This window comes from Kamptonema sp. PCC 6506, assembly GCF_000180455.1.
GTDB classification, from domain to species: Bacteria; Cyanobacteriota; Cyanobacteriia; order Cyanobacteriales; family Microcoleaceae; genus Kamptonema; species Kamptonema formosum.
The window spans coordinates 1-21455 of record NZ_CACA01000096.1 but is presented as its reverse complement, the minus strand read 5'-3'; the positions used below and the strand labels follow the sequence as shown (position 1 = coordinate 21455).

At 42.5% G+C, this 21455-nt stretch carries 18 protein-coding genes; 6 read left to right on the top strand and 12 right to left on the bottom strand.

Annotated features, from left to right (window positions below):
• Window positions 1–220: 220 nt before the first annotated feature.
• Together ruvC and bchI are read right to left on the bottom strand one after the other, a co-directional pair.
• Window positions 221–745 carry a crossover junction endodeoxyribonuclease RuvC gene (gene ruvC / locus OSCI_RS05270; RefSeq protein ID WP_007353826.1) on the bottom strand — a complete coding sequence of 175 codons (525 nt, stop codon included), beginning with the start codon at window positions 743–745 and terminating at the stop codon, window positions 221–223.
• A 293-nt stretch (window positions 746–1038) separates the two neighbouring features.
• Window positions 1039–2181 (bottom strand): magnesium chelatase ATPase subunit I, encoded by a 1143-nt coding sequence (bchI, locus tag OSCI_RS05265; RefSeq protein WP_007353825.1) that lies wholly within the window; start codon window positions 2179–2181, stop codon window positions 1039–1041.
• A gap of 172 nt (window positions 2182–2353) precedes the next feature.
• Here bchI and OSCI_RS05260 point away from each other — a divergent pair, with 172 nt between their 5' ends.
• The gene (locus tag OSCI_RS05260; protein WP_007353824.1) at window positions 2354–2770 is read left to right on the top strand and encodes a tetratricopeptide repeat protein; all 417 of its coding nucleotides are present in this window, start codon (window positions 2354–2356) and stop codon (window positions 2768–2770) included.
• Between the two features lie 106 nt (window positions 2771–2876).
• Here OSCI_RS05260 and clpS read toward each other — a convergent pair whose 3' ends face one another.
• The 5 genes from clpS to OSCI_RS05235 form a co-directional block, all read right to left on the bottom strand.
• A complete protein-coding gene (gene clpS, locus OSCI_RS05255) occupies window positions 2877–3170 on the bottom strand; it encodes an ATP-dependent Clp protease adapter ClpS (RefSeq protein ID WP_007353823.1) in 294 nt (97 codons plus the stop codon).
• A gap of 242 nt (window positions 3171–3412) precedes the next feature.
• Window positions 3413–4708: a CO2 hydration protein gene (locus tag OSCI_RS05250; protein WP_007353822.1), complete on the bottom strand. Its 1296-nt coding sequence runs from the start codon at window positions 4706–4708 to the stop codon at window positions 3413–3415.
• A gap of 68 nt (window positions 4709–4776) precedes the next feature.
• Window positions 4777–5376, bottom strand: a complete 600-nt coding sequence (locus OSCI_RS05245; RefSeq protein ID WP_007353821.1) for a CDP-alcohol phosphatidyltransferase family protein — start codon at window positions 5374–5376, stop codon at window positions 4777–4779.
• A 21-nt stretch (window positions 5377–5397) separates the two neighbouring features.
• Window positions 5398–6900, bottom strand: coding sequence for an NADH-quinone oxidoreductase subunit M (locus OSCI_RS05240; protein ID WP_007353820.1), 1503 nt, complete (start codon window positions 6898–6900; stop codon window positions 5398–5400).
• 151 nt (window positions 6901–7051) lie between these two features.
• On the bottom strand, window positions 7052–8917 hold the full coding sequence (locus OSCI_RS05235; protein ID WP_007353819.1) for an NAD(P)H-quinone oxidoreductase subunit F: 1866 nt from the start codon (window positions 8915–8917) through the stop codon (window positions 7052–7054).
• A gap of 362 nt (window positions 8918–9279) precedes the next feature.
• On the opposite strand from OSCI_RS05235, the gene OSCI_RS29615 reads away from it, so the two are divergent.
• Window positions 9280–9408, top strand: a complete 129-nt coding sequence (locus tag OSCI_RS29615) for a DUF4214 domain-containing protein (RefSeq protein ID WP_007353817.1) — start codon at window positions 9280–9282, stop codon at window positions 9406–9408.
• A gap of 144 nt (window positions 9409–9552) precedes the next feature.
• Window positions 9553–10206, top strand: coding sequence for a glutathione S-transferase family protein (locus tag OSCI_RS05230; RefSeq protein WP_007353816.1), 654 nt, complete (start codon window positions 9553–9555; stop codon window positions 10204–10206).
• Window positions 10207–10300: 94 nt separating this feature from the next.
• On the opposite strand, the gene OSCI_RS05225 is transcribed toward OSCI_RS05230, so the two are convergent.
• The 4 genes from OSCI_RS05225 to OSCI_RS05210 form a co-directional block, all read right to left on the bottom strand.
• Window positions 10301–11218 carry a glycosyltransferase gene (locus OSCI_RS05225; RefSeq protein WP_007353815.1) on the bottom strand — a complete coding sequence of 306 codons (918 nt, stop codon included), beginning with the start codon at window positions 11216–11218 and terminating at the stop codon, window positions 10301–10303.
• A 92-nt stretch (window positions 11219–11310) separates the two neighbouring features.
• Window positions 11311–14358 carry an ATP-binding protein gene (locus tag OSCI_RS05220; protein ID WP_007353814.1) on the bottom strand — a complete coding sequence of 1016 codons (3048 nt, stop codon included), beginning with the start codon at window positions 14356–14358 and terminating at the stop codon, window positions 11311–11313.
• 670 nt (window positions 14359–15028) lie between these two features.
• Window positions 15029–16126, bottom strand: a complete 1098-nt coding sequence (gene mraY, locus OSCI_RS05215; RefSeq protein ID WP_007353813.1) for a phospho-N-acetylmuramoyl-pentapeptide-transferase — start codon at window positions 16124–16126, stop codon at window positions 15029–15031.
• 249 nt (window positions 16127–16375) lie between these two features.
• Window positions 16376–16624, bottom strand: a complete 249-nt coding sequence (locus tag OSCI_RS05210) for a DUF3134 domain-containing protein (protein WP_007353812.1) — start codon at window positions 16622–16624, stop codon at window positions 16376–16378.
• 196 nt (window positions 16625–16820) lie between these two features.
• Between OSCI_RS05210 and OSCI_RS05205 the strand changes: the two genes are divergently transcribed.
• A complete protein-coding gene (locus OSCI_RS05205) occupies window positions 16821–18494 on the top strand; it encodes a glycosyltransferase family 4 protein (RefSeq protein ID WP_007353811.1) in 1674 nt (557 codons plus the stop codon).
• 360 nt (window positions 18495–18854) lie between these two features.
• Entirely contained in the window at window positions 18855–19439 is a 585-nt protein-coding gene (locus tag OSCI_RS05200) for a PAP/fibrillin family protein (RefSeq protein ID WP_007353810.1), read from the top strand.
• Window positions 19440–19587: 148 nt separating this feature from the next.
• Here OSCI_RS05200 and OSCI_RS05195 read toward each other — a convergent pair whose 3' ends face one another.
• Window positions 19588–20031 carry a hypothetical protein gene (locus OSCI_RS05195; protein ID WP_007353809.1) on the bottom strand — a complete coding sequence of 148 codons (444 nt, stop codon included), beginning with the start codon at window positions 20029–20031 and terminating at the stop codon, window positions 19588–19590.
• A gap of 507 nt (window positions 20032–20538) precedes the next feature.
• Between OSCI_RS05195 and era the strand changes: the two genes are divergently transcribed.
• The gene (era, locus tag OSCI_RS05185) at window positions 20539–21453 is read left to right on the top strand and encodes a GTPase Era (RefSeq protein ID WP_148288828.1); all 915 of its coding nucleotides are present in this window, start codon (window positions 20539–20541) and stop codon (window positions 21451–21453) included.
• Window positions 21454–21455: the final 2 nt, after the last annotated feature.

Here is a 21455-nt window from a genome sequence, read left to right as displayed (position 1 = left end):
AACGGGTAACTTAATCGTGCTCTTACTCTTTTCTTTGGGTCTTTTGAGCCTTTGGGGTTCGTTAACTAAATTCTACCTTATACCAAAATTATTCAAGTGAGCGCTGCTGAAAGTATATTTCTCTCCCTTAACATATAGATTATAGCAGCGCTCACCCTACAATTGATAGTTTTATTGCATTAGTCCGCCCAGGCAGACTTTATTCCTGATACCCCCAATTTCAATCGTCTGATAATGTTTTGGGACAAATATCATCATCAAACCAAGCGGTTAATGCTACAGCCAAAGCATCAGCAGCATCGTCTGGTTTAGGAATATCATCTAATTCTAACTCCCTCGCCACAGCGTCTTGTACATCATACTTATCAGCATTGCCACGACCTGTTAAAGCTAGTTTAATTTGAGCTGGAGTAAACTCAACTAAAGGGACATTTTGCTGAGCTAATACTAACATCAAAACTCCTCTTGCTTGAGCGACAACAATGGCACTCCCCATTTTATAGAAAAACAACTTTTCCGCTACGGCTAAATCCGGTTTGAACTGGTCAATTATAGCGTTTAAATCATCGTAAATAGTGCGGAGACGCTGCCCCATTTCTTGACCTGCGGGAGTTTTAATCACGCCAAAATCAATCATTGAAACGCGATAATCTTCATCTTTTTTCCCAGCAATAATTTCACAATCAATTACCCCAAATCCTAGAATTGCCAGCCCCGGATCTAATCCTAGAATTCGCTTTTTCATTGTAATAGTGGCTAATAGCTAATTGGTAATTGGTAATTGGTAATTGGTAATTGGTAATTGGTTATATCCGTTAAATCGCTTCTAGAATCCGTTGCCTAATACCATTAGCCATCAGCAATTAGTTATTATATCATTTCCCGTTAAATACTTGTCATTGTTCGCTGTGCGAAGCAATCACAAGGTTTTGAGATTGCTTCGCACAGCGAACAATGGACAGATCGTAAGTAATTTGCCGGACATGATATTAGCCATCAACAATTAGCAATTAGCCATTAGCAATTAGCTATTAGCAATTAGCTATTAGCCATTTCCAAACCAAAAACTTGACCGAATACTTTTTGAACTTTGTAGCCAGAGTCGATGCTTTCTAAGGGATCTTTCCGCAACCGATGCCGCAAACAAAGAGTGACAACTCGGCGAATGTCATCAACAGTAACTTCCGTCCGACCTTCACAAGCTGCCAAAGCTTTTGCCGCCCGATTAGTAACAATATCTCCCCGCAGTCCGTCCACATCTAATTCAGCACAAACTTGGGAAATTTTTACGCGCAAATCGTAATCAAGTTGTACTGATTTTAACCTTTCCTGAGCATCTACAAGCTGTTTTTGTAGCTCATTTTGCCCTGGTTCATATTTTTCTAAAAATTCTTTAGGGTTTTGGTCAAAATCTGACCGTTGCTCCACAATTTGTACTCTTAAAGTAGGCTCTTTTACAGTCCTAATTTCGGCGTGCATCCCAAATCTATCCAGCAATTGCGGGCGTAATTCTCCTTCTTCTGGGTTGCCGGAACCAACTAGGACAAAACGCGCTGGATGGCGGATAGAAATGCCTTCTCTTTCTACAGTATTCCAGCCACTTGCTGCCGAGTCGAGCAAAACATCTACTAAGTGATCGTCGAGCAAATTGACTTCATCAACGTAAAGAATGCCGCGATTTGCTTTAGCTAAAAGCCCCGGTTCAAAAGCTTTAACACCTTCAGATAAAGCTTTTTCAATATCAATAGTGCCGCAAACTCGGTCTTCCGTAGCGCCCAAAGGCAAATCTACCATTGGGACTTTTTTCTTCGCGATCGCAATTTCTACCTGCTGAGCAACCCTTTCTCGCAATGCGTCGCTCATTAATTCGGGATCGCTAGGATGGCTATTGAAGGGGTCATCCGCCACCACATCAATTTCTGGCAACAAGTCAGCTAGGGCGCGGATAGTAGTAGATTTGCCCGTACCGCGATCGCCCATAATCATCACACCCCCGATCTTGGGGTCAATCACATTCAACAGCAGCGCCAGTTTCATCTCCTCCTGGCCAACAATGGCCGTGAAGGGAAAAACAGCGCGGCGGGCAACGCTAACAGCAGGCGGCGCACCCGCATTCTGGGTATTAATGGCTTCGGCAGTAGGACTCACAATAAACTCTAAACTTTTATTACCGTCTTTCATTGTTGCACAAAAGGGACATTACATTGAAGGCGAAGTATGATAGACCTTGTGATTGAGCTTTGGGGCAACTCTAAACTATTGAACTTAAGTCTACTCAATACAGCTATTTGTCTCAACCTCAAGTCAAATTCATTCAGTTTATTGAACAAAAATAAGAGGGAAATCGAACGCCATGAAATTGCTAAAGCTAGGAATAACAGGACTAATAGCAGTGGTAACAGTGTTAGGAATAGGTGATTTTCAATATAGCCCAAATACTAAATATCTAATTACCAATTATGCCGCCTTAGCTCAAATTCCTACGGAACGAAAAGCAGAAGCAGATAGATTGTTCCAGCAAGGTATGCAGCAGTCACTTAGCAGTCAATTTCAGGCTGCATTAAAGTCTTGGCAACAGGCCTTAACCATATATCGGGAGATCAAAGACCCCAAAGGTGAAATGGATGCCCTCAGAAATCTAAGCAATACTTACTTTCAGATTGGTAACTACGATCGAGGTTTTGAGTATCAACAACAGTCTTTGGCAATTGAAAGAGAGATGAAAAGGCAACAAGAGGAAGGTAACGATGGGACTGCAATCCCTAATTAACAATAGGGTGGCATAACTCATAAGTAGAAGGAAGAAGGAAGAGGGAAGAAGGAAGAAGGAAGAACGCTTATACAGCCAACTTTTTTGGCAACTTCAGCCGATGGTATTAAGCTTGCTCTAGCGGTGCCATCGTCAACCCAGCGCGACTGAGTTGCATATGATATAGTTCTGCCTGCTCTTGAGGGCCAACCCAAACAGTAGCTTGACCTTCATAGTGGACTTGATTAGTCAGTTTCCAGGCGCGATCGCTCGTCATCCCTGGAATATACTTAACTAGACATTCAGAAACGTGCTGAAACGTATTAAAATCGTCATTGAGTACGATCACCTTATAATTCGGATAAGGCTTGCGGGTAACTTGACTAGACCGGTCGGGAGCTATAGTAGGTGAAGAGGTCATCGCAGGAACGGTCGCTGAAACTACAGAAGTGATAACAGAGTTACCCGTGAGATTATAACACGATTACAACACAAGTATTTAATTATTTCTAAGCCTCATCATTAGTATTTGTATGGAGTAAGCTTTTTCCTCTAGAGCTTTGTAGTTTAAATTGGCAATTCCCCCAAGGGCAAGGCTGTTTCCTTCTCAATTTTTTTGTAGAATGAAACAGCCCTGCATTAATGGTGTTCAGGGGGATTTTTCTACCTGTAATCCTGTCGCTGAACATCTCGCAAACGAGCTTCTGGACGCTTGAATCGATCCATTTGAGCCTCAAAGAAACGGCGATTAGCCATTAAATTTGCCGGATTTGGATCGTCCAAAGGATATGAAGTAACCGTCCGCAAAGCTTGAATTACAGCCGAAGTCACATTGTACATCGAGCGCTGGAAAGTAATTCCCAATTGAATTAACATATCATCCTCACCCCGGCAATGTTGACGATAGTAATCCACCAAATAAGGCGGTAGAAAATGCAGCATATCCTGCATTAACAATGTCGGTGGAATCCCCGCAGTACCCACCGGAAAAACATCAGCATAAAGAATTCCATAATGGAAATCTTTCTGCTCATCAGGAACCTGTTTTGCCTGAGCATTATAAGATTTTGTACCCCGGAAAGGTGATGTGCGATAAAAAACCGCTTCCACATAAGGAAGTGCAGCTTCATGCAGCCAGGTAAAACCCTTTGATTTCGGAATAATTTCGTAGCATTCCCCGCGAATATAAACATGATGGTAAATGGGACGGCTAGCTACCGCAAAAATCCCATTTACTAGAAAATTCATCGCATCTGGAACACCTTTAAAACCTCCTTCATCATAGATGTCAGACATCTCAAAGAAAACGGGAGCCATCACTTCCCAAAACAAGCCTAAATTCGAGAAGTAAGACATTTGACGGCACTGTTCCAAAAACATATCTGGGAACAGTTTATAGAGCACCATCATCGGCGGATTGTATTTGAAATAAGCCCGAATTGCTTTATCAGCATTTGCCTTGTATTCTTCACTTTCCAGGTAATCGTTAAATCCTCCACCCATGCCTTGATGCCAAAGCATCGAGCGCATACATTCTTCCGCAAACTCCATGTTAATGCGATCGTGCCACAAATGGTGTAATAACTTTGGCATTTTGAAGGTTGCACCCTTCTCCATAAATGCCAAAAGTTCTGGATGTGCTGTAGCGGAGCCGCGCCAAACCCGCAACTCTGCATCATCACCAGCATAGTGATTGTGCAAATCTAAATACTCCTGCGGTATCAAGTATTTAAAGAAAGGAAAGGGGTCTAAAAATACACGCTCAGCGATGTAAAGTAAATCCCGCCAGTAGAAATCCATCGGCACAGCATAAGCTTTGTAAATGCCGATAATTTGCATCAGATTTTCAGGAGTATCTGGCAGCATTGACCCGCCCGCTTCTAATCTGTGAATGACTTCGGCAAATTCATGGTTAGAAGGAGGCAATTTTGTTGTAAGTTTAACAGAAGTTTCTACCATTTTGGGTTCCTTTAAATGTGAAGTTGACAATTACTCATGATTAATCTATATAGCTATTGGCTTCTAGATTAATTTTCAGGATTTGGTTGAGGAGAAATCAACTCGCGCCGTAACCGCAAGGCGTGAAAAATACTCAAGACATCGTGTTTCCACTCAGGTAACAGTAGCGTCATAGCAATTTCTTCTACTGTATGAATGAGAGCAGAAATAATCGTTAACCACAGGGGAATTCCTGCATAGTCAAAGCCAAATATCGCTATAGTAGCAACGAAAAGAGTTATTCCCCAAATCTTCGCTGAGTAGGTATGATAGCTGGCGGGTTTGCCATATTTCAGCAAGTTAACTGCCCACCATAATAACTGTGTAAAAACCACCGCTAGTAGCGGCCACTGAAACGCAATTAGTATTTGTCTATGAGTCAACCAAGCACTAGCGAATACACAGAGATAAAAGCAGACATCTGCCCAGCTATCGGCTTGACGCAATTGGGCATCGCTAGCACCAATTCGTCGCGCAATAACGCCATCAAAAATGTCAGAAAGAAATCCTGCCACATACCCAATGATGAACCAAATACTTGTTTTGCCGTCAATAGCATCCCAGAGTAAAAATGGGGCGATTGCAGCACGAAAGATAACTAAGGCAAGGGGAATATATTTGAGCATCATTGGTTTGTGGTTCAGGGTCGATCATTGATTTTTATATTGCATAGCTACTTGCGGATTGTTAGTAGCTGGAAGCGTAGCAACTATCGCATTTGTAGTTGCTTCAGTCCAGCGAACTAACCAACTTGGTTGCACTCCCAAAACAAAAATTGTGACGGCTAAAACCAAGGCTGGTAGGGTTTCAGCAAACTTGACTTTGGGATAGTAAGCCAATTTATTATCGAGCTTGCCGAAACAAGTCCTGTTCAGCAGAATTAGGAAATAAACTGCTGTTAACCCAGAGGCAAATATGCAAAGGAGAGTTGGTATGGGAAAGACAGAAAAACAACCTTGAAATACCAGGAATTCGGCAATAAAACCAACTAAACCAGGAATTCCAGCGCTTGCCATTCCGCCTAAAACTAGCAGGGAACTAATTAACGGTAAACCTCGAACTGGGTTCATCAAACCGTTGAGAATATCCAAATCGCGAGTCCCGACTTTAGTTTCAATTGCCCCTACTAAATAAAATAGTAAAGCCAAAATTAAACCGTGACTAACCATTTGAGCAACAGCGCCAACCATCGCCAAAGGTGTACCAGCAGCAGCAGCAACTAAAATGTAACCCATGTGACCGATGGAACTGTAAGCAACCATGCGCTTAATGTCTTTTTGCGCGATCGCACTCAACGCCCCATAAAGTACGCTGAAAGTGCCAATAATTGCTAAGCTAGGGGCAAGAATTGCCCAAGCTTCAGGTAACATTTGTAAGCCGAAACGGACTAAACCGTAAGCTCCTAACTTGGCAAGAATACCCCCCAGCATAATTACAACTGGTGTGGAAGATTCTACATAAGCATCAGGTAGCCAAGTGTGCAAAGGAACTAAGGGAATTTTGATCGCGAATCCTACTAACAGCACTATTAGTAGTATCAGTTGCGTACTCAAAGATAATGTTTGAGTGTGGATATCGCTGTAGTCAAAACTAGAAGAATGACTCAACCAAGCTGTACCTAAGAAAGCGGCCAGGACTAAGATTCCAGAAACAGCGGTATAAAGCAAAAACTTAATCGCTGCATATTCCCGTTTCTGACTACCCCAGATGGCAATTAAGAGGTAAAAAGGAATGAGTTCTAGCTCATAAAACAGGATGAACAGTAGTAAATTCTGAGCGACAAAAGCTCCCGCAATTCCGGCATTCACTAGCAACATTAAAGGGTAGTAAAGCCGGGGTCTTTCTACTGCGTCGCCGCTACCGTAAATCACAATTGCTGTGAGAAAACTGCTTAAAACTACCAGCGGCATTGATAAGCCGTCAACTCCCAAATTATAGTTTAAACCTAATTGGGGAATCCAAGGTAAATATTCCTGAAGCTGCAATCCTGAAGCTGTTAAGTCAAATTGAGTTAACAGCCATGCCGTCCACATAAAGATAGCAAAGGCGAAAGCTAATGCTATATAACGGAGACGATTAGCTGTTTGGTTTCCGGGCAAAAATCCGACGACAATAGCACCCAAAACGGGCAACCAGAGCAAGGTACTCAGCATAGTTTTACCGTGAAGTCTAAAATTGCAAGTTGGCAGATTATAACTTTGTAACGCCAGCCTCTGGGCGGTCAAGTTACCGCTCAGAGGGCGGCGTTACAGTTATAGATGGTATTGAAATTACGCCCAGAGGAAAGTGTGAAAGTGAGATTTATTAGCCGCCAACTATCAGGGGAAGGCGAGATAGTAATGGCCAAGTTAATAACACCATCAAGCCAGCAACTCCGACTATAATTGTCAGAGCATAAAACTGAGTTTGACCGGAAACGTTGTACTTTAAACTTTGTCCGCTGAAAACAGTCGCCAGACCGACAAAATTTACCAATCCATCAACGAGGAAGCGGTCAATCCAGAAGATTGCTTTTGATACGATATCTACTACAAAAACGATGCTCACGCGGTAAAGTTGAGCGGTGTAAAGGTCGTAGGCAAAAAAGTCTTGTAATTGTTGGGAACCCAAACGCACTGGTTTAGCAAAGTTGTCATTTAGATAAACGAATGCTCCGCTACCGATACCGATCGCAGTTGAGGCTATCAATAAGCCAGCAACGACGAGATTAATGTTCGCTGCAATTGGTAATAGTTGCCACTGAATTAACATCAGCGGGACGTGAAGGGTGAAACCCATCAAAATCACCATTGGCAAAATAAACGGCCAGTGCAATTCAGGCGATCGCGCTGTCATTGCTGTCTTTGGTTTGCCACCAAAAATCAGGCTGAACTCCCGCGTTAAACTAAAAGCTGTTAAGGCATTGACGGCTAAAACAACTAAAAACAGCCAATTTCCGTCATTCCACAGGCGATCGCACATTTTCAGCATTGACCAAAAGCAGCCAAACGGAGGTACTGCTACCAATGCCGCAGCACCCACCACAAAGGCTATTCCCGATATCGGCCGCCGCGACCACAGACCGCCCATTTGGGTAAGATCCTGAGTGATGTTATTCCAAATAATGTTGCCAGTGCTCATCACCAACAGACTCATCGCGAAAGCGTAGGTAAATAGCAGTGTTAGCGCTGTCTCGCTTTGCTGCGTCCCTACTGCGATAAACACCAAACCCATGTAAGCGCTGACGGAGTAAGATAGAGCGCGTTTGCTGTCAATTTGGGCGATCGCAATTAAGGAAGCGCCCACAGCAGTCACTCCCCCCACAAAAATCATCGCTGCCACACCCACAGGGGACAATGCAATTACTGGTTGTAACTTAATCAACACCCAAGCCCCCGTTGATACCACGACAGTGTTACGCAAAATCGTCGCAGGCATGGGGCCTTCCATCGCCTCGTCTAACCACAAGTGCAAGGGAAACTGAGCGCATTTGCCCATCGGCCCAGCGATTAAAGCTAAGCTCAACAGCGTGGCAACTGTGGGATCTATAGTTGCAGTTTGCGCCCATGTCGCCAATTCAGTGAAATTCCAAGTACCTGCCAAAGGTAAAAGGGCGACTACTCCCATCAGCAGAATTAAATCTCCCACCCGCTTTGTTAAGAAAGCATCGCGGGCACCGGTAACTACTAAAGACTGGTTGAACCACAAACCAATCAATAGATAGGTTCCCAAGGTGAGAATTTCCAGAATGATGTAGCTGAAAAATAGCGAGTTGCACAACGTCAGGCTGCACATCCCCGCTTCAAACAGTCCCAGCATGGAATAAAACCGCGCCCAACCCCAGTCCATCTCCATGTACCCGAAAGCGAAAATCTGGGCAATCAGGTTTAAACCTGTCACCAAAACTGTCGCGCCGACGGTGACTGAAGAGATTTCTAGGGGGATAGTAAGGTCTAGACCGGCTACGTTGAGCCAAGGTATGAAGATTTCCTGCGACGGCTGATTCCAAGTCGCAGACAAAGCTAGCACTCCGTGGGCAAAAGCGATGAAGGTCAGGAGTGCATTTAGGTAGCCAGCAGGTCGAGGCCCTGTCAGGCGAGTAATACCGGGAAACCACAGGGCAGATAAGACAGCACCTATGAGGGGATAGCAGGGTATCAACCAAACGGTCTGGAGAAAGACTTGGGCCATTGGGATTACCTGTCAAGGGTTACAAAAAGTTAAAAATCTGAGAATGAGCCTGAGTTGCGATCGCCAAAGCAGGCACATCAAAATATTGTTATTAATTTTATATTAAGTTTTGCCTTGCTTTTTCATTTTTGATTAGACAACTTTGTAATGATCCCCCTAAATTTTGCTTATATAAATTTTTCTTATCTAGCATAGAATTAGCATTAATTTTGCTGGTTAAATACAGGTCTGGCTCTTTTTCGGAAATCACTAATCGCAATTTCTGGTCTGTTTACTAATAGCTCAGTGCGCTTTTATGTGGAAACTTTAAGTATAGAAATAACGTCTCCTTGTGAGTAAGATGGTAACTTTATATATTTGTTATGAACGAGCAATCTTTTTTACAAGCAACTCACAAACTCAACAATGAAGATTTTGTAGAAAAAGTTTACTGTACTTATTTAAAACGAGATTCTGATATTCAAGGAAAAAATTTCTTTCTTTCTTTCTAAATTAGAGGTGGTAAAATTACATTCGCACAGCGAACAATAACATACTTACGTTTATTTATATCTGACTATTTAAGTAGTCGGGCATAATTATTAGTGTTAGAGTTAGAATTGTAGACTCTATTCAAAAAACTTTGAGGTTTTCCCATGCTGACGCTTTATCACCAGCCGATTTCTTTCAATTCGCGCCGCGTTTGGATTACACTGCTGGAAAAAGGACTTGAGTTTGAACTGATAGAGATGAATTTAGATGGGGATCAGTTCAAGCCAGAGTTTTTGGCAATTAACCCTTTCCACCATATTCCAGTTTTGGTAGATGACGGCTTTAATGTAGTTGAATCTTTGGCAATTCTGGATTATTTAGAGGCAAAGTACCCTACACCGACAATGTTGCCAAAAGATGCAAAGGAAATCGCGATCGCGCGGATGGTGCAAATGGTGACAGTAAATGAGTTGTCGCCTGCTGTGATGGTACTATCTCCACAGATGTTAGGTTTGCCTGGAGGTGACGCGGAAAAAATCGAGATCGCTTTGCAGAAAATTGCGACAGTGCTAAAGTTTTTTGAGAATTTATTAGGCGATCGCCCTTTTTTTGGTAGCGAAAATTTAACTCTCGCTGAGGTGGTTGCGGGTACTGTTATACCTTGGCTACCGAGAGGTGGTGTTTCTTTGAGTGACTATCCGAAATTGAATGCTTGGTGCGATCGCTTGATAGCGCGTCCCGCCTGGAAAGCGACTCAGCCGACACCAGCATCAATAGAATGGATAAAATCTCGCATAGCAGCTCGAATGGGGCTGTAGAATAAGTCTCATGGAAAGAAACCGGGTTTCTTCATAGAATCTCCGCAGAGAATCGGAGATTTTTCTAAGAAACCCGGTTTCTAATCTCCTCCTGCTAAAATCGCTCAATTTCCCAGGCTTTTTCTGGGAGTTTTGCTTGTTGTTGTCCGCGCGATCGCGCCCAAACGTTGCACAAGCCAATGGGAGTATGGAATAATTCTGCTAGATTGGCTTTGCCAGCGATCGCTTTGGAGGATGCGATCGGCAATTCTTTCAACAACCATCGCGATAACCGATAAAAATATTCCCCTGCTGTTAATTCTCGCATCAAATCGACCCCGTGCAGTTCGTGCAAATACCTATTTGACTCCCCATAACGCCGCCACTGACTTTGCAATTGCTGGAAGCTAGATCGATGTCGATGACGGACGATCGCATCTTCAGCAAACTCTAATCTATAGGAAGTCTCGCGCAGAATTCGCCAACAGAAATCAGCATCGCCACCAGTGGTAAGATAAGGACGAAATAAACCCACTTTTTCCAAAACTTGCCTACGAACAGCTAAATTCGCAGTTTGACCGTAAGCACAAAAAGGATGAGCTAAAGTATGTTTCTGGGAAAGAGTATCCTCAATCGCGGCGTGTTGTTCCCAAATAGTTTTACCGGGAAGGGGGCTCACTTCACCAGCAACAATTCCCACATCGCGATCGGCAAATGGCCTAATTAAAGTTTCTAACCATTCTGGTTGAGGCCGACAGTCGGCATCGGTAAAAGCAATTATATCACCCTGGGAGGCGCGAATGCCTGTATTGCGGGCAGCATAGGAACTTTGAATTTTATTTTCGGTGAGGGAGTGAATAATAATTGTAGCTGTGGCGGCGGCTGTGAGAATGGCAGGAGTGCGATCGCTACTTTTATTATCTACCAGTAAATACTCTACTTGCTGGGCTGGATAAGTTTGAGCTTTCAGGCAATTAATTAAATCTGGCAAATCTTTCTCGCCATTATAAATAGGAATCACCACAGAAATCATTCAACAAACCTCCATATTAGTCCGCGTAGGCGGACTTTATTTGTGTAGGCGCGATTTCAATCGCCACGATATTTTTTCAAAAGGTCTATTCCTTAACAAATAGGAATAGCAATTATAAACTCCGTCCCTTGCCCAACTTCTGATTTACAAGTCAAAGTTCCCCGATGTTTTTCCACCACAATTTGATAGCTAATAGACAAACCTAAACCCGTCCCTTTACCAACAGCTTTTGTTGTAAACAAATAGTCAAAAACTTTCTCCCGAACCTTGGGCGACATTCCCACTCCATTATCTCCGATCCGAATCTCGACGCGAGCGCCTTCATTGATAATGGCTGTATGAATTGTAATTAAATTAGGATTGACTTTAATATCGGACAGAGTACGACCTAAATTCTGTTCTTCCAGGGCATCAATTGCATTAGTAAAAATATTCATAAATACCTGATTTAATTGTCCGGCATAGCACTTGACTAATGGTAAATTTCCATACTCCTTAATTATTTTAATCTCTGGACGATCTGGATTGGCTTTGAGGCGATGTCCTAACAACATCAACGTACTGTCTAATCCCTCATGAATATCCACACTTTTAAGATCGGACTCATCTAATCTCGAAAAAACCCGCAAAGACATTACAATTCCTCGGATGCGTTCCGATCCTACCTTCATAGATAATAATATTTTCAGTAAATCTCCCTGAAGAAATTCCAGTTCCATTTCTTCAATTTTCTCCTGAATTTGAGGAGTTGCTTGCGGAAACTCAGCTTGATAAATTGCAATCAAATCTAGTAAATCTTGAACATATATCCTAATATATTCTAAATTTCCATAAATAAAGTTAACAGGATTATTGATTTCGTGTGCAATTCCTGCTACAAGTTGTCCTAAGCTAGACATCTTTTCAGTCTGAACTAACTGCGCTTGAGCGTATTTTAAATTGCTCAGAGCTTCTGACAATTCAGCAGTGCGTTCCTCGACACGGCTTTCTAGATCGCGAGTGAGCTGTTGCAAAGCTGTTTCTGCTCGTTGTCGCTCTCTAATTTCCTGTTGAAGTTGCAGATTTTGCTTATCCAATCCTGCTTCTGCTAACTCCCTACTCTCTTCGCTTAACACTAACCACCAAGTAGCAATACCAGTTAACACTAACAACAAGGCATACTGTAACAGAAAAACTCCGATTAATGCCTCAGCAGTCGTTTCTGGAATTTCAGGAGATCGGACAACTCCTAAATAGTAAACTAAACCAAAGATTGCTCCTGTTAAAGAAGAGATTAACACAAAAATCTCTAGAAATGTTGCCAGCCTAAGACCTAAACGCGGAGAAAATTTTTCTTTAAAAATAGATTGCCCAATGGCCAGAGTCATAGTTTCTATCGTCGCACTTGCAGTCTTACATTTATCTCCGCACCGAGCATCTAAGCTACAACAAAGCGAACAAATTGCTCCGTCATAAACCGGGCAAAATGCCATATCTGCTGGCTCATATTTCTGTTCGCAAATACAGCAAGGTATCAAAGATTCTTGACTGATGCTGAGTTCTCCCCAATCTCTCTTAAAAACCGGGGTTAAGATTCCCTCCTTAAGAAGGGAAGCTAGAGCCGAGCGAGATTTAAGACTATTAGTTAGTAAATCCGGGGAATCAAAAACAGAGTCAAATTTAGCTGTTTGCCGATAAACATTTTCGCGGGCAATGTAATACTTACCTTGAGTAATTACAGCTATAATTGGAGATAGAATAAAGGCTAACACTAGGGCAATAAAAGGTGCATAAGCCTGAGCATAAATGCCAAAAATTCCCACAAAAGCGATGATTGAGATCGTGGAGGCGATCGCCATTGAGCCAAATCCTACGGGATTGAAATTGTAGAGATAAGCCCGTTTAAATTCAATGTACGATGGGCTTAAGCCTAGTGGTTTATTAATTACTAAATCCGCTACTAAAGCTCCAATCCAAGCAATCGCCACATTCGAGTATAGTCCCAAAACGGCTTCTAGGGTTTCAAAGACTCCCATCTCCATCAACAATAACGCGATCGCAACATTGAAAACCAGCCAAACCACTCTCCCCGGATGGCTGTGAGTGAGTCGAGAAAAAAAGTTTGACCAAGCTAACGAGCCTGCATAGGCATTGGTAACATTGATTTTGATTTGGGAAATAATCACAAATAGTGTAGCAATAGATAAAACCACGCTGGGATTAGAAAATATATAGGCAAATCCTGCTGAATACATTTGAATTGGCTGTTTAGCACTAGCAATCGCCACGCCGTGACTAATCGCCAAAGATGCTAAAAATGCTCCTCCTAACTGTTTTGCTACTCCCAAAACTATCCAGCCGGGCCCAGCTACTATTACTGCGATCCACCACCGAAAACGATTATCTTTTTCCTGATTTGGGAGAAAACGTAGATAGTCAACTTGTTCGCCTAATTGAGCAATTAAAGAAAAAGATACCGTTGCTGCTGAACCAAATAATAACGGATCAAATGCCGCTCCGCTCGGTGATTCTCCGGCAAATTTAAACCAATTGGCAAGAGCATTAGGCTCTTTGTAAAGCACAAAAATATAGGGAGCAATCATTAATATTAGCCAGATGGGTTGAGTCCACAACTGCAACTGGTTAATTAATGTCACTCCGTAAAAAACTAAGGGAATAATAATTAGGGAACAAAGTACATAGCCGATGGGTAAAGATAGGTGAAAATATAGTTCCAATGCCTGAGCCATAATCGCTGCTTCTAAGGCAAAGAAAATAAATGTAAAGGAAGCATAAATCAGCGAGGTGATTGTAGAGCCAATGTAACCAAATCCTGCTCCTCTCGTTAATAAATCTATATCAATATTATATTTTGAAGCATAGTAGGCAATTGGCAAACCTGCAAGAAAAATAATTGTGCCGACAGTAATAATTGCCCAAAAAGAGTTAGCAAAACCATAACTAATTAGCAGGGAACCACCGATGGCCTCTAGAGCTAGAAAAGAAATACCTCCTATAGCAGTGTTGGCAACTAGAAACTCTGACCATTTCCTGAAGGATTTGGGAGCGTAGCGGAGCGAATAATCTTCTAGGGTTTCATTAGCTACCCAAGTATTGTAGTCTCGCCGCTCTTTAACAATCTTGCGGTTTGGTGCAGCCATAATCAATGATAAGTTTACTCAACAAAAAAACATGAACGCTGTTGTGAATAGTTCCAAGTTTATACGGTAAATACAAAATTTTTATTGTTAATTAGCACCCTAGATTTAATGATATATGAATTAGCTGATAAGCACAGTATCATGTAATACATATTAGCTCGGATCTCGAAGTATTTACCCTTTCTTTTTCTCTCTATATAGACTTTGGCTATCTAGCAAAAACAAAGGTATTAGCATATTATTAATTACTTATATAATTAAGTTTATTAGCTTCTACATTCTGCGAAATTATGCGAATAGAGATAATGCAATGTAAATTGAATGCAAATTTTCAGCCTAGCTAGTTTCTAGCATTGTAGATAAGTAGTCGGACATAATTAAACTCCGGGTGGGCGCTCGCCGCGCATTGCCTGTAACTCATAGAAGAAGATGGTTGCGGCGAGCGCCCACCTGTGCATTTTATAGCGTTTATTTATGTCCACCTACTTAATTAAATATTTCATTTTTTTATTTTCAGCCATTTTAGATAATTATAGCAACTGCCAAAACTTTGAGGAAAGATGTTTCGTAAGGCCGCCCTCGCTCGGTAATTTACCGCAAGCGACGGCGGCGTTACGTAAGTTATCAAAGAAAACAGTCGGTTTTTGTAACTTACTCTACTGCCAAAGGTTTAATGACTGATGACTAAGCTGATGATAACTAGAATCAGATTAATTGCGTAAAAGCTACCAACAACTTGAGTTTCTGACCATCCAGACAGTTCTAAATGATGATGTAATGGAGCCATTTTTAACAAGCGTTTACCCACACCGTCGGGTCCTTTCGTAGCTTTGTAATAGCCAACTTGGGCGATTACTGACATCGTTTCTACAAATAGAATCCCGCTGATAATTAATAGTAACCACAGAGTATTAGTAAGAAGTGCAATAGCTGCTAAAGCACCTCCTAAAGCTAAGGCTCCTGTATCGCCCATGAACACGCGGGCAGGGTTGCGATTCTGAGTAACAAAGCCTAAGCAACTGCCGCTAATACAGGCGCAAAAAATCATTAATTCTGGGGAAATCTCTGCAACAGATGCACCTAAACCCAGGAAAGCGATCGCACCTAAACCGCCCATTAATCCATCAATACCGTCGGTAATATTTGTAGCATTGCTTTCGGCTACTAATACAAATGTAGCTAAGGGCCAGAATAACAAACCCAAGGGTAATGCTACACCAAAAGGCAAAGCAACAGTTGTGAGAATTGTCGGTTGGCGAAATGCTAGCCAGAGACAAAATAGGACAGAAAAACTAATTTGCAATGCCAATTTCATCTGCGGTGAAATGCCTTTGTTAGACTTGCGGCGGAGGATTTGCCAGTCATCTAGCCAGCCGATGAAAGCATAAGCTAAGGTTACAACTGATACAGCAATAACATCGGAGTTAAACTTAGACCATAAAAGCGCGATCGCCACCCCCGTAGGCACAAAAAATATGCCGCCCATTGTTGGCGTTCCCGCCTTCTGCAAGTGAGCTTGCGGGCCGTCTTCGCGAATTATTTGCCCTGCTTTGAGCTGCTGGAGTAAAGGCACAATCCAGTAGCCTAAAATAGTTACAGCTACAGCAGAAATAGCTAGGGGTAGAAATAGAGATTGCTCTATATTTAAAAATCTCCCAGCAGTCCAATCTAAACCAATGGCGGAAACGCTTAAGCACAGCCCCAGCAACAATAATAGGGTTGTTCCTGAAAGGTTAAAAGGCTTGCTAAAAGATAGTTTTTCGTCCACAAAATCTTCCTCACCACTCCCTAAAATATATCCATTGAAAAATCACAAAATCAGGAATCATGAATTGGGAAGTAGGGAGAAAGAGAAAATTTAATTAGGAATTATGAACTGAGGATCAAACAATTAAGAGGAAAGATTGATTCACAAAGTCAAGCGCTACGCGCAGGCTACGCCAACGCAATGACATCAGCATTCCTATTCAATTTAATTTTCCTTCTTCCTTCTTCCTTCTTCCTTCTTCCTTCGTTCTTACATATCGTCATCTACTTCGATCGCGTCCTCAACATCATCATCAAGGTCATCATAAGGACTATCATCACCGCCCATCAAATCTGTGATTTCTGGTTCTGCATCTAAGACATAATCGGGTTCTTGGTTATCCCGCGCCAACAGGCGACCTGTTGCTTCCAACCACTCTAGAAGCGAAGATTCTTGCTTTAGAGGAATGACCTCAGCAGGCTCATGGCGAGGTATTTGACGCAGAGAAGGGTTATACATTGATTATTTATCCAAAAAACGCGATAGGGTAGAAGGCATTTGGCTTATGGTGTGGGTCTTAGGAATTGGGATTGTTGAATATCCGCCCATCTGCGATCGCGCATCCGCTTCGTGCGGCTAGTCCCCAGTCTCCCTCAGCCGATTTGCCCCTAGATATTTTAATCTAACACTATCCTATCGGACAATAAATCAGAAAATGACTATTAGTGCAGCTATTTGGTACACAAAGGACGGTTACGACACCAGCGGAACCAGACTTCTCGGCCGCCATTCGGCAGGAGAAGGGTTTCTCAAAAGCTTAGTGCAACACGGAACTGGTGAATATCTCTACTGTTACACAGAAAGCCAAGAGACCTTTAGCGAGTTTTGCGATCGCATCCGTCCTTGGTTAGAACAACCTCGAAAAGTCCGGTGGATTCCCACCGCCGAACCTCACTTGCTAGCTCAACCTGGCCTACTTTATCGACCCGATCCTAATCTCTCCGAGATGGCATGGGTGCGTCGATTTGCCAACCAGCGAGCTTATAGTATTTGCGGCGTTACTCACACGATCGCGACTAAGTACGTGATGGAAAGAATCGGCGAATTACTAATAGCACCAGTTCAACCTTGGGATGCTTTAATCTGCACTTCTCTAGCTGTTAAAGTAGCAGTAGAGGCAGTATTAGAAAATTGGGCAGAATATTTAGCAAATCGCACTGGTGGCCAACCTCAAACTTCCATCAAATTGCCCATTATTCCCCTGGGAGTTGATTGTAGTATTTTTCCCCAAGGTCTTGAAGCAATTAATGCTCGCAACCAGCAACGACAAGCACTTGGAATTCCTGCCAAGGATATTGTAGTCTTGTTTGTTGGGCGATTAACTTTCTCTGCAAAAGCTCATCCAGTACCAATGTATATGGCTCTAGAAAGGGCAGCACAAAAGGCAAATGCTAAACTTCATTTAATCCAGGCTGGTTGGATTGAAGATCCGCGAGAAGAACCAGAATTTAAAAGTAGCGCTCAGGCTTTTTGTCCCTCAGTAAATCATGTTTTTGTGGATGGGCGCAAACCGGAAATCAGATCAAATATTTGGTCGGCTGCTGATATTTTTATTTCCTTATCAGACAACATTCAAGAAAGTTTTGGGCTGACACCAATTGAAGCAATGGCTAATGGTTTGCCAGCAGTTGTTTCAGATTGGAACGGCTACAAAGAATCTGTCCGGCATGAAATAGATGGTTTCCGAATTCCCACCGTGAGCCCCGCAGCAGGTTCTTGCTTAGATTTGACAATCAACTATGCTGATAACAGCTTAAATTGGCCAACTTATATGGGTCATACTTCAATGGTGACAGCAGTTAATATTGATGCCTGTACAGAGGTATTGAACAAATTAATTGCTAGTAGTGAATTAAGGCGCAAAATGGGAGAAAATGGGCGGCAGCGCGTCAAGGAAATTTATGATTGGAAAGTGGTAATTGCTGCTTATGAGCAGTTGTGGAAGGAATTAGCAGAAATACGGGCTACCATGCCGGAATCTATGCCTTTAAAATCAGATAGACCACCTTATCCACTTTGCGACGATCCATTTAGGCCATTTAGCCACTATCCCAGTAAAAACCTCAGCAATGAAATGGTAATTAGTTTAGGTAAGATGGCGACACCGGAACGGTTGAAGGAAATCCAGAATATGTGGATAACTAGCTTTGGTTCAGAAAGGAGAATACCTGTTACTATTCAGATAGATATTGTGGATGCGATTAAACAAGAGGGCGCTATGAGTGTCGGGGAAATTCTCAGACGCTATGCTACAAATGACAAAGAATTAGCATATCTTCGTCGGACTCTGCTCTATCTGATGAAATTTGATATCTTAGTTAACTGTTAACTGTTAACTGTCAACTGTCATTGCGAACTCTGCGAAGCAATCGCAATAGCTTAAGTAGGACTCCCACAAACCCCGTAACGCCGCCTTCTAGGCGGTAAATTTAACCGCCTGGAAGGCGGCGTTACAGATAATTTTGGGTAAGTCCTGTTAAGATTACTTCAGGGTTTCCCAAGCTTAACTTTGTGAAAAAATTGTGGTTAGATTGGCTGACAATAGTATAGAATATATATTATTGAATCGGATACCTTGTGAGTGCTTCAATTGGCAAGCGCTACATACAGCCTTCGCCAACGTAATGATCGAAACTAACAACTAACAATTAACAACTAACAATTAACACTTAACAACTAACAAAAAGTTATGATTGGAAAATCTACACTATTAGAGGCGATCGCAGGTAAGAATCGGGGTTTGCTAGCTACAGAGACTGATAAGCAAGCAATTTTAGCTGCGATCGCGCAACTCGAAGACTACAACCCCACTCCGCGTCCTGTCGAGGCTACTGAACTCTTAAATGGCGATTGGCGCTTACTATACACTACCAGTAACGGATTGTTGGGATTTGATAAATTGCCCTTGATTAAATTGGGTCAAATTTATCAATCTATCCGCGCTAATGAAGCAAAAGTTTACAACATTGCCGAACTTTACGGCTTGCCTTTTGTTGAAGGAATAGTCAGCGTAGCTGCTAGATTTGAGGTGGTTTCAGAAAAGCGAGTTCAGGTCAAGTTTGAACGCTCAATTGTCGGTTTACAGCGGCTAATTAACTATGAATCGCCGGCAGATTTCATCGCTCAAATTGAGGCAGGTAAAAAGTTTGCTGCTGCCGATTTTAAGTTAGATAGTCGAGAACAGCAGGGATGGTTAGATATTACTTATTTAGATAGCGATTTACGGATTGGGCGCGGGAATGAGGGGAGTGTATTTGTTTTGACTAAAGGCTAAAATTCTGGGAAAAATGACAGAAAAATTATTACGTTTTAATGATACATTAAAACAAAAAAAGCATCTTTCTTATAAAAGAAAGACGCTGTTTAAAATTTACAACCTTGTTAGGCAATTACCCTACAAAAAAGTCAAACCGACAAATTACTTATCGGCAAACAGCACGATTATTAGCATTTCTCACAATCGTACCCACAGCACCATTAATCTGCACAGGATTACCCGTACTAACTCGGATCAAGCGAGGTTGTTTCTTCAAGCAAGCTCTAACAGATTCACCCCAAGCAGAAAGTGCTGCGGTATATTCCGATCTAATCCGGGGGACATCATCCGCAGTCAACCCTTGAGGAATTGCAGCGGGACGGAACTGATCCGTGAGAGGGTGATCTGTAGTTACAGTTGTATCAGTCGCAACATTGGTAATCACCGGAAAATCAAAGGCTTTTGGCAATGTTCTATCAGGTAGTTTACCTGGTAGCGCCTGATACTTCATCGAGCCACCCTTGTAGTCAAAATTTGATTGTGCCAAAGCTGGTAAGGGTATACTGGCTAATAGAACGGTGCAGCAACCCCAAAAGAATTTTGATTTCACAATACTCGTCTCCTCTTTATAGAATTTGCACGTTTGTATCTAGACCCAAAAAAGTCATCTACCTTCCATTGAAGAAGCGCCTGATACTTTTGAGCCTTTGAGGTCGATTCTAACCTACCTAAACTTATATCAGACATCCCCAGAAAATTTAAAACCAACTTCAACCCAAAACTGTAGAATCGCCTCAGTTGATCTTGAGATTCTATCATCCAAAACGATCGCCCCATCAGGTTTTGGGATTGACAAGATTGATTTATTTCCACAAGATGTCCTTGGGAACCTTATCAAATTTTCTCCCAGATATCAAGCTTTGTGTACCCAGAGTTAGCGAAAAATAGCGATCGCAGTTAACTTACCGTTTAAGAGCCTGTGATTCTAGCTTGGCAAACAAGACACAATGCTTGTAAATTACCACTCTTGGCCTTCTCAAGCGACAATAGAGAGAACCGGCTTGGAAATTTGGTGATTGTAGTGGAAGACAGCACAGGCATAGACTTGTTAAGTACAATGATTCCCGCCGCTCCTGCGGGCTACAAATCAGGCTTTGCAGGCATTATCGGACGGCCTAACGTTGGTAAATCGACTTTGATGAATCAACTGGTGGGGCAGAAAATAGCCATTACCTCTCCAGTGGCTCAGACAACTCGCAACCGACTGCGGGGAATTCTGACAACGGAAGAAGCACAGATTATTTTTGTAGATACCCCTGGAATCCACAAGCCACACCACCAACTAGGTAAGGTATTGGTTCACAATGCTCAACTAGCCATTCACTCCGTTGATGTGCTGCTGTTTGTGGTAGATGCTTCTGTACCCGCTGGCGGTGGCGATCGCTATATCGTCGATCTCCTAGTCAATACCCAAACCCCAGTTATTCTCGGCCTGAATAAATCCGACCAACAACCCTCAGAGTCCCAAGCACAGCTTGATAATACCTACACTCAGCTAATTGAAGCCAAACAGTGGCCGATAGTCAAATTTTCTGCCCTCACCGGCGAGGGAGTGGAAGCACTGCAACAAATATTAATCGAACACTTAGAACCGGGCCCCTATTACTATCCCCCCGATTTGGTTACTGACCAACCCGAACGCTTCATCATGGGGGAACTAATCCGAGAGCAAATTTTACTGCTAACCCGTGAAGAAATACCCCACTCAGTAGCGATCGCGATCGACATCGTAGAAGAAGCACCCACCATTACCCGCGTACTCGCCACCATCAACGTCGAACGCGATTCCCAAAAAGGTATTGTTATTGGTAAAGGCGGCAGTATGCTTAAAGAAATTGGCAGTGCAGCACGGCAGCAAATTCAAAAGTTAATTGACGGCAAAGTACATCTAGAACTATTTGTCAAAGTGCAACCCAAATGGCGACAGTCCCGCACCCGATTGGCAGAATTAGGCTATCGGGTAGAAGAATAATA

What these genes read in the sequence shown, in the direction of transcription:
- bchI (WP_007353825.1), bottom strand. Translation starts at nt 2,181, where the DNA reads ATGAAAGACGGTAATAAAAGTTTAGAGTTTATTGTGAGTCCTACTGCC.
- era (WP_148288828.1), top strand. Translation starts at nt 20,539, where the DNA reads ATGATTCCCGCCGCTCCTGCGGGCTACAAATCAGGCTTTGCAGGCATT.
- OSCI_RS05260 (WP_007353824.1), top strand. Translation starts at nt 2,354, where the DNA reads ATGAAATTGCTAAAGCTAGGAATAACAGGACTAATAGCAGTGGTAACA.
- ruvC (WP_007353826.1), bottom strand. Translation starts at nt 745, where the DNA reads ATGAAAAAGCGAATTCTAGGATTAGATCCGGGGCTGGCAATTCTAGGA.
- OSCI_RS05225 (WP_007353815.1), bottom strand. Translation starts at nt 11,218, where the DNA reads ATGATTTCTGTGGTGATTCCTATTTATAATGGCGAGAAAGATTTGCCA.
- OSCI_RS29615 (WP_007353817.1), top strand. Translation starts at nt 9,280, where the DNA reads ATGAACGAGCAATCTTTTTTACAAGCAACTCACAAACTCAACAATGAA.
- OSCI_RS05240 (WP_007353820.1), bottom strand. Translation starts at nt 6,900, where the DNA reads ATGCTGAGTACCTTGCTCTGGTTGCCCGTTTTGGGTGCTATTGTCGTC.
- OSCI_RS05200 (WP_007353810.1), top strand. Translation starts at nt 18,855, where the DNA reads ATGATTGGAAAATCTACACTATTAGAGGCGATCGCAGGTAAGAATCGG.
- OSCI_RS05210 (WP_007353812.1), bottom strand. Translation starts at nt 16,624, where the DNA reads ATGTATAACCCTTCTCTGCGTCAAATACCTCGCCATGAGCCTGCTGAG.
- OSCI_RS05220 (WP_007353814.1), bottom strand. Translation starts at nt 14,358, where the DNA reads ATGGCTGCACCAAACCGCAAGATTGTTAAAGAGCGGCGAGACTACAAT.
- clpS (WP_007353823.1), bottom strand. Translation starts at nt 3,170, where the DNA reads ATGACCTCTTCACCTACTATAGCTCCCGACCGGTCTAGTCAAGTTACC.
- OSCI_RS05230 (WP_007353816.1), top strand. Translation starts at nt 9,553, where the DNA reads ATGCTGACGCTTTATCACCAGCCGATTTCTTTCAATTCGCGCCGCGTT.
- OSCI_RS05235 (WP_007353819.1), bottom strand. Translation starts at nt 8,917, where the DNA reads ATGGCCCAAGTCTTTCTCCAGACCGTTTGGTTGATACCCTGCTATCCC.
- OSCI_RS05245 (WP_007353821.1), bottom strand. Translation starts at nt 5,376, where the DNA reads ATGATGCTCAAATATATTCCCCTTGCCTTAGTTATCTTTCGTGCTGCA.
- OSCI_RS05205 (WP_007353811.1), top strand. Translation starts at nt 16,821, where the DNA reads ATGACTATTAGTGCAGCTATTTGGTACACAAAGGACGGTTACGACACC.
- OSCI_RS05250 (WP_007353822.1), bottom strand. Translation starts at nt 4,708, where the DNA reads ATGGTAGAAACTTCTGTTAAACTTACAACAAAATTGCCTCCTTCTAAC.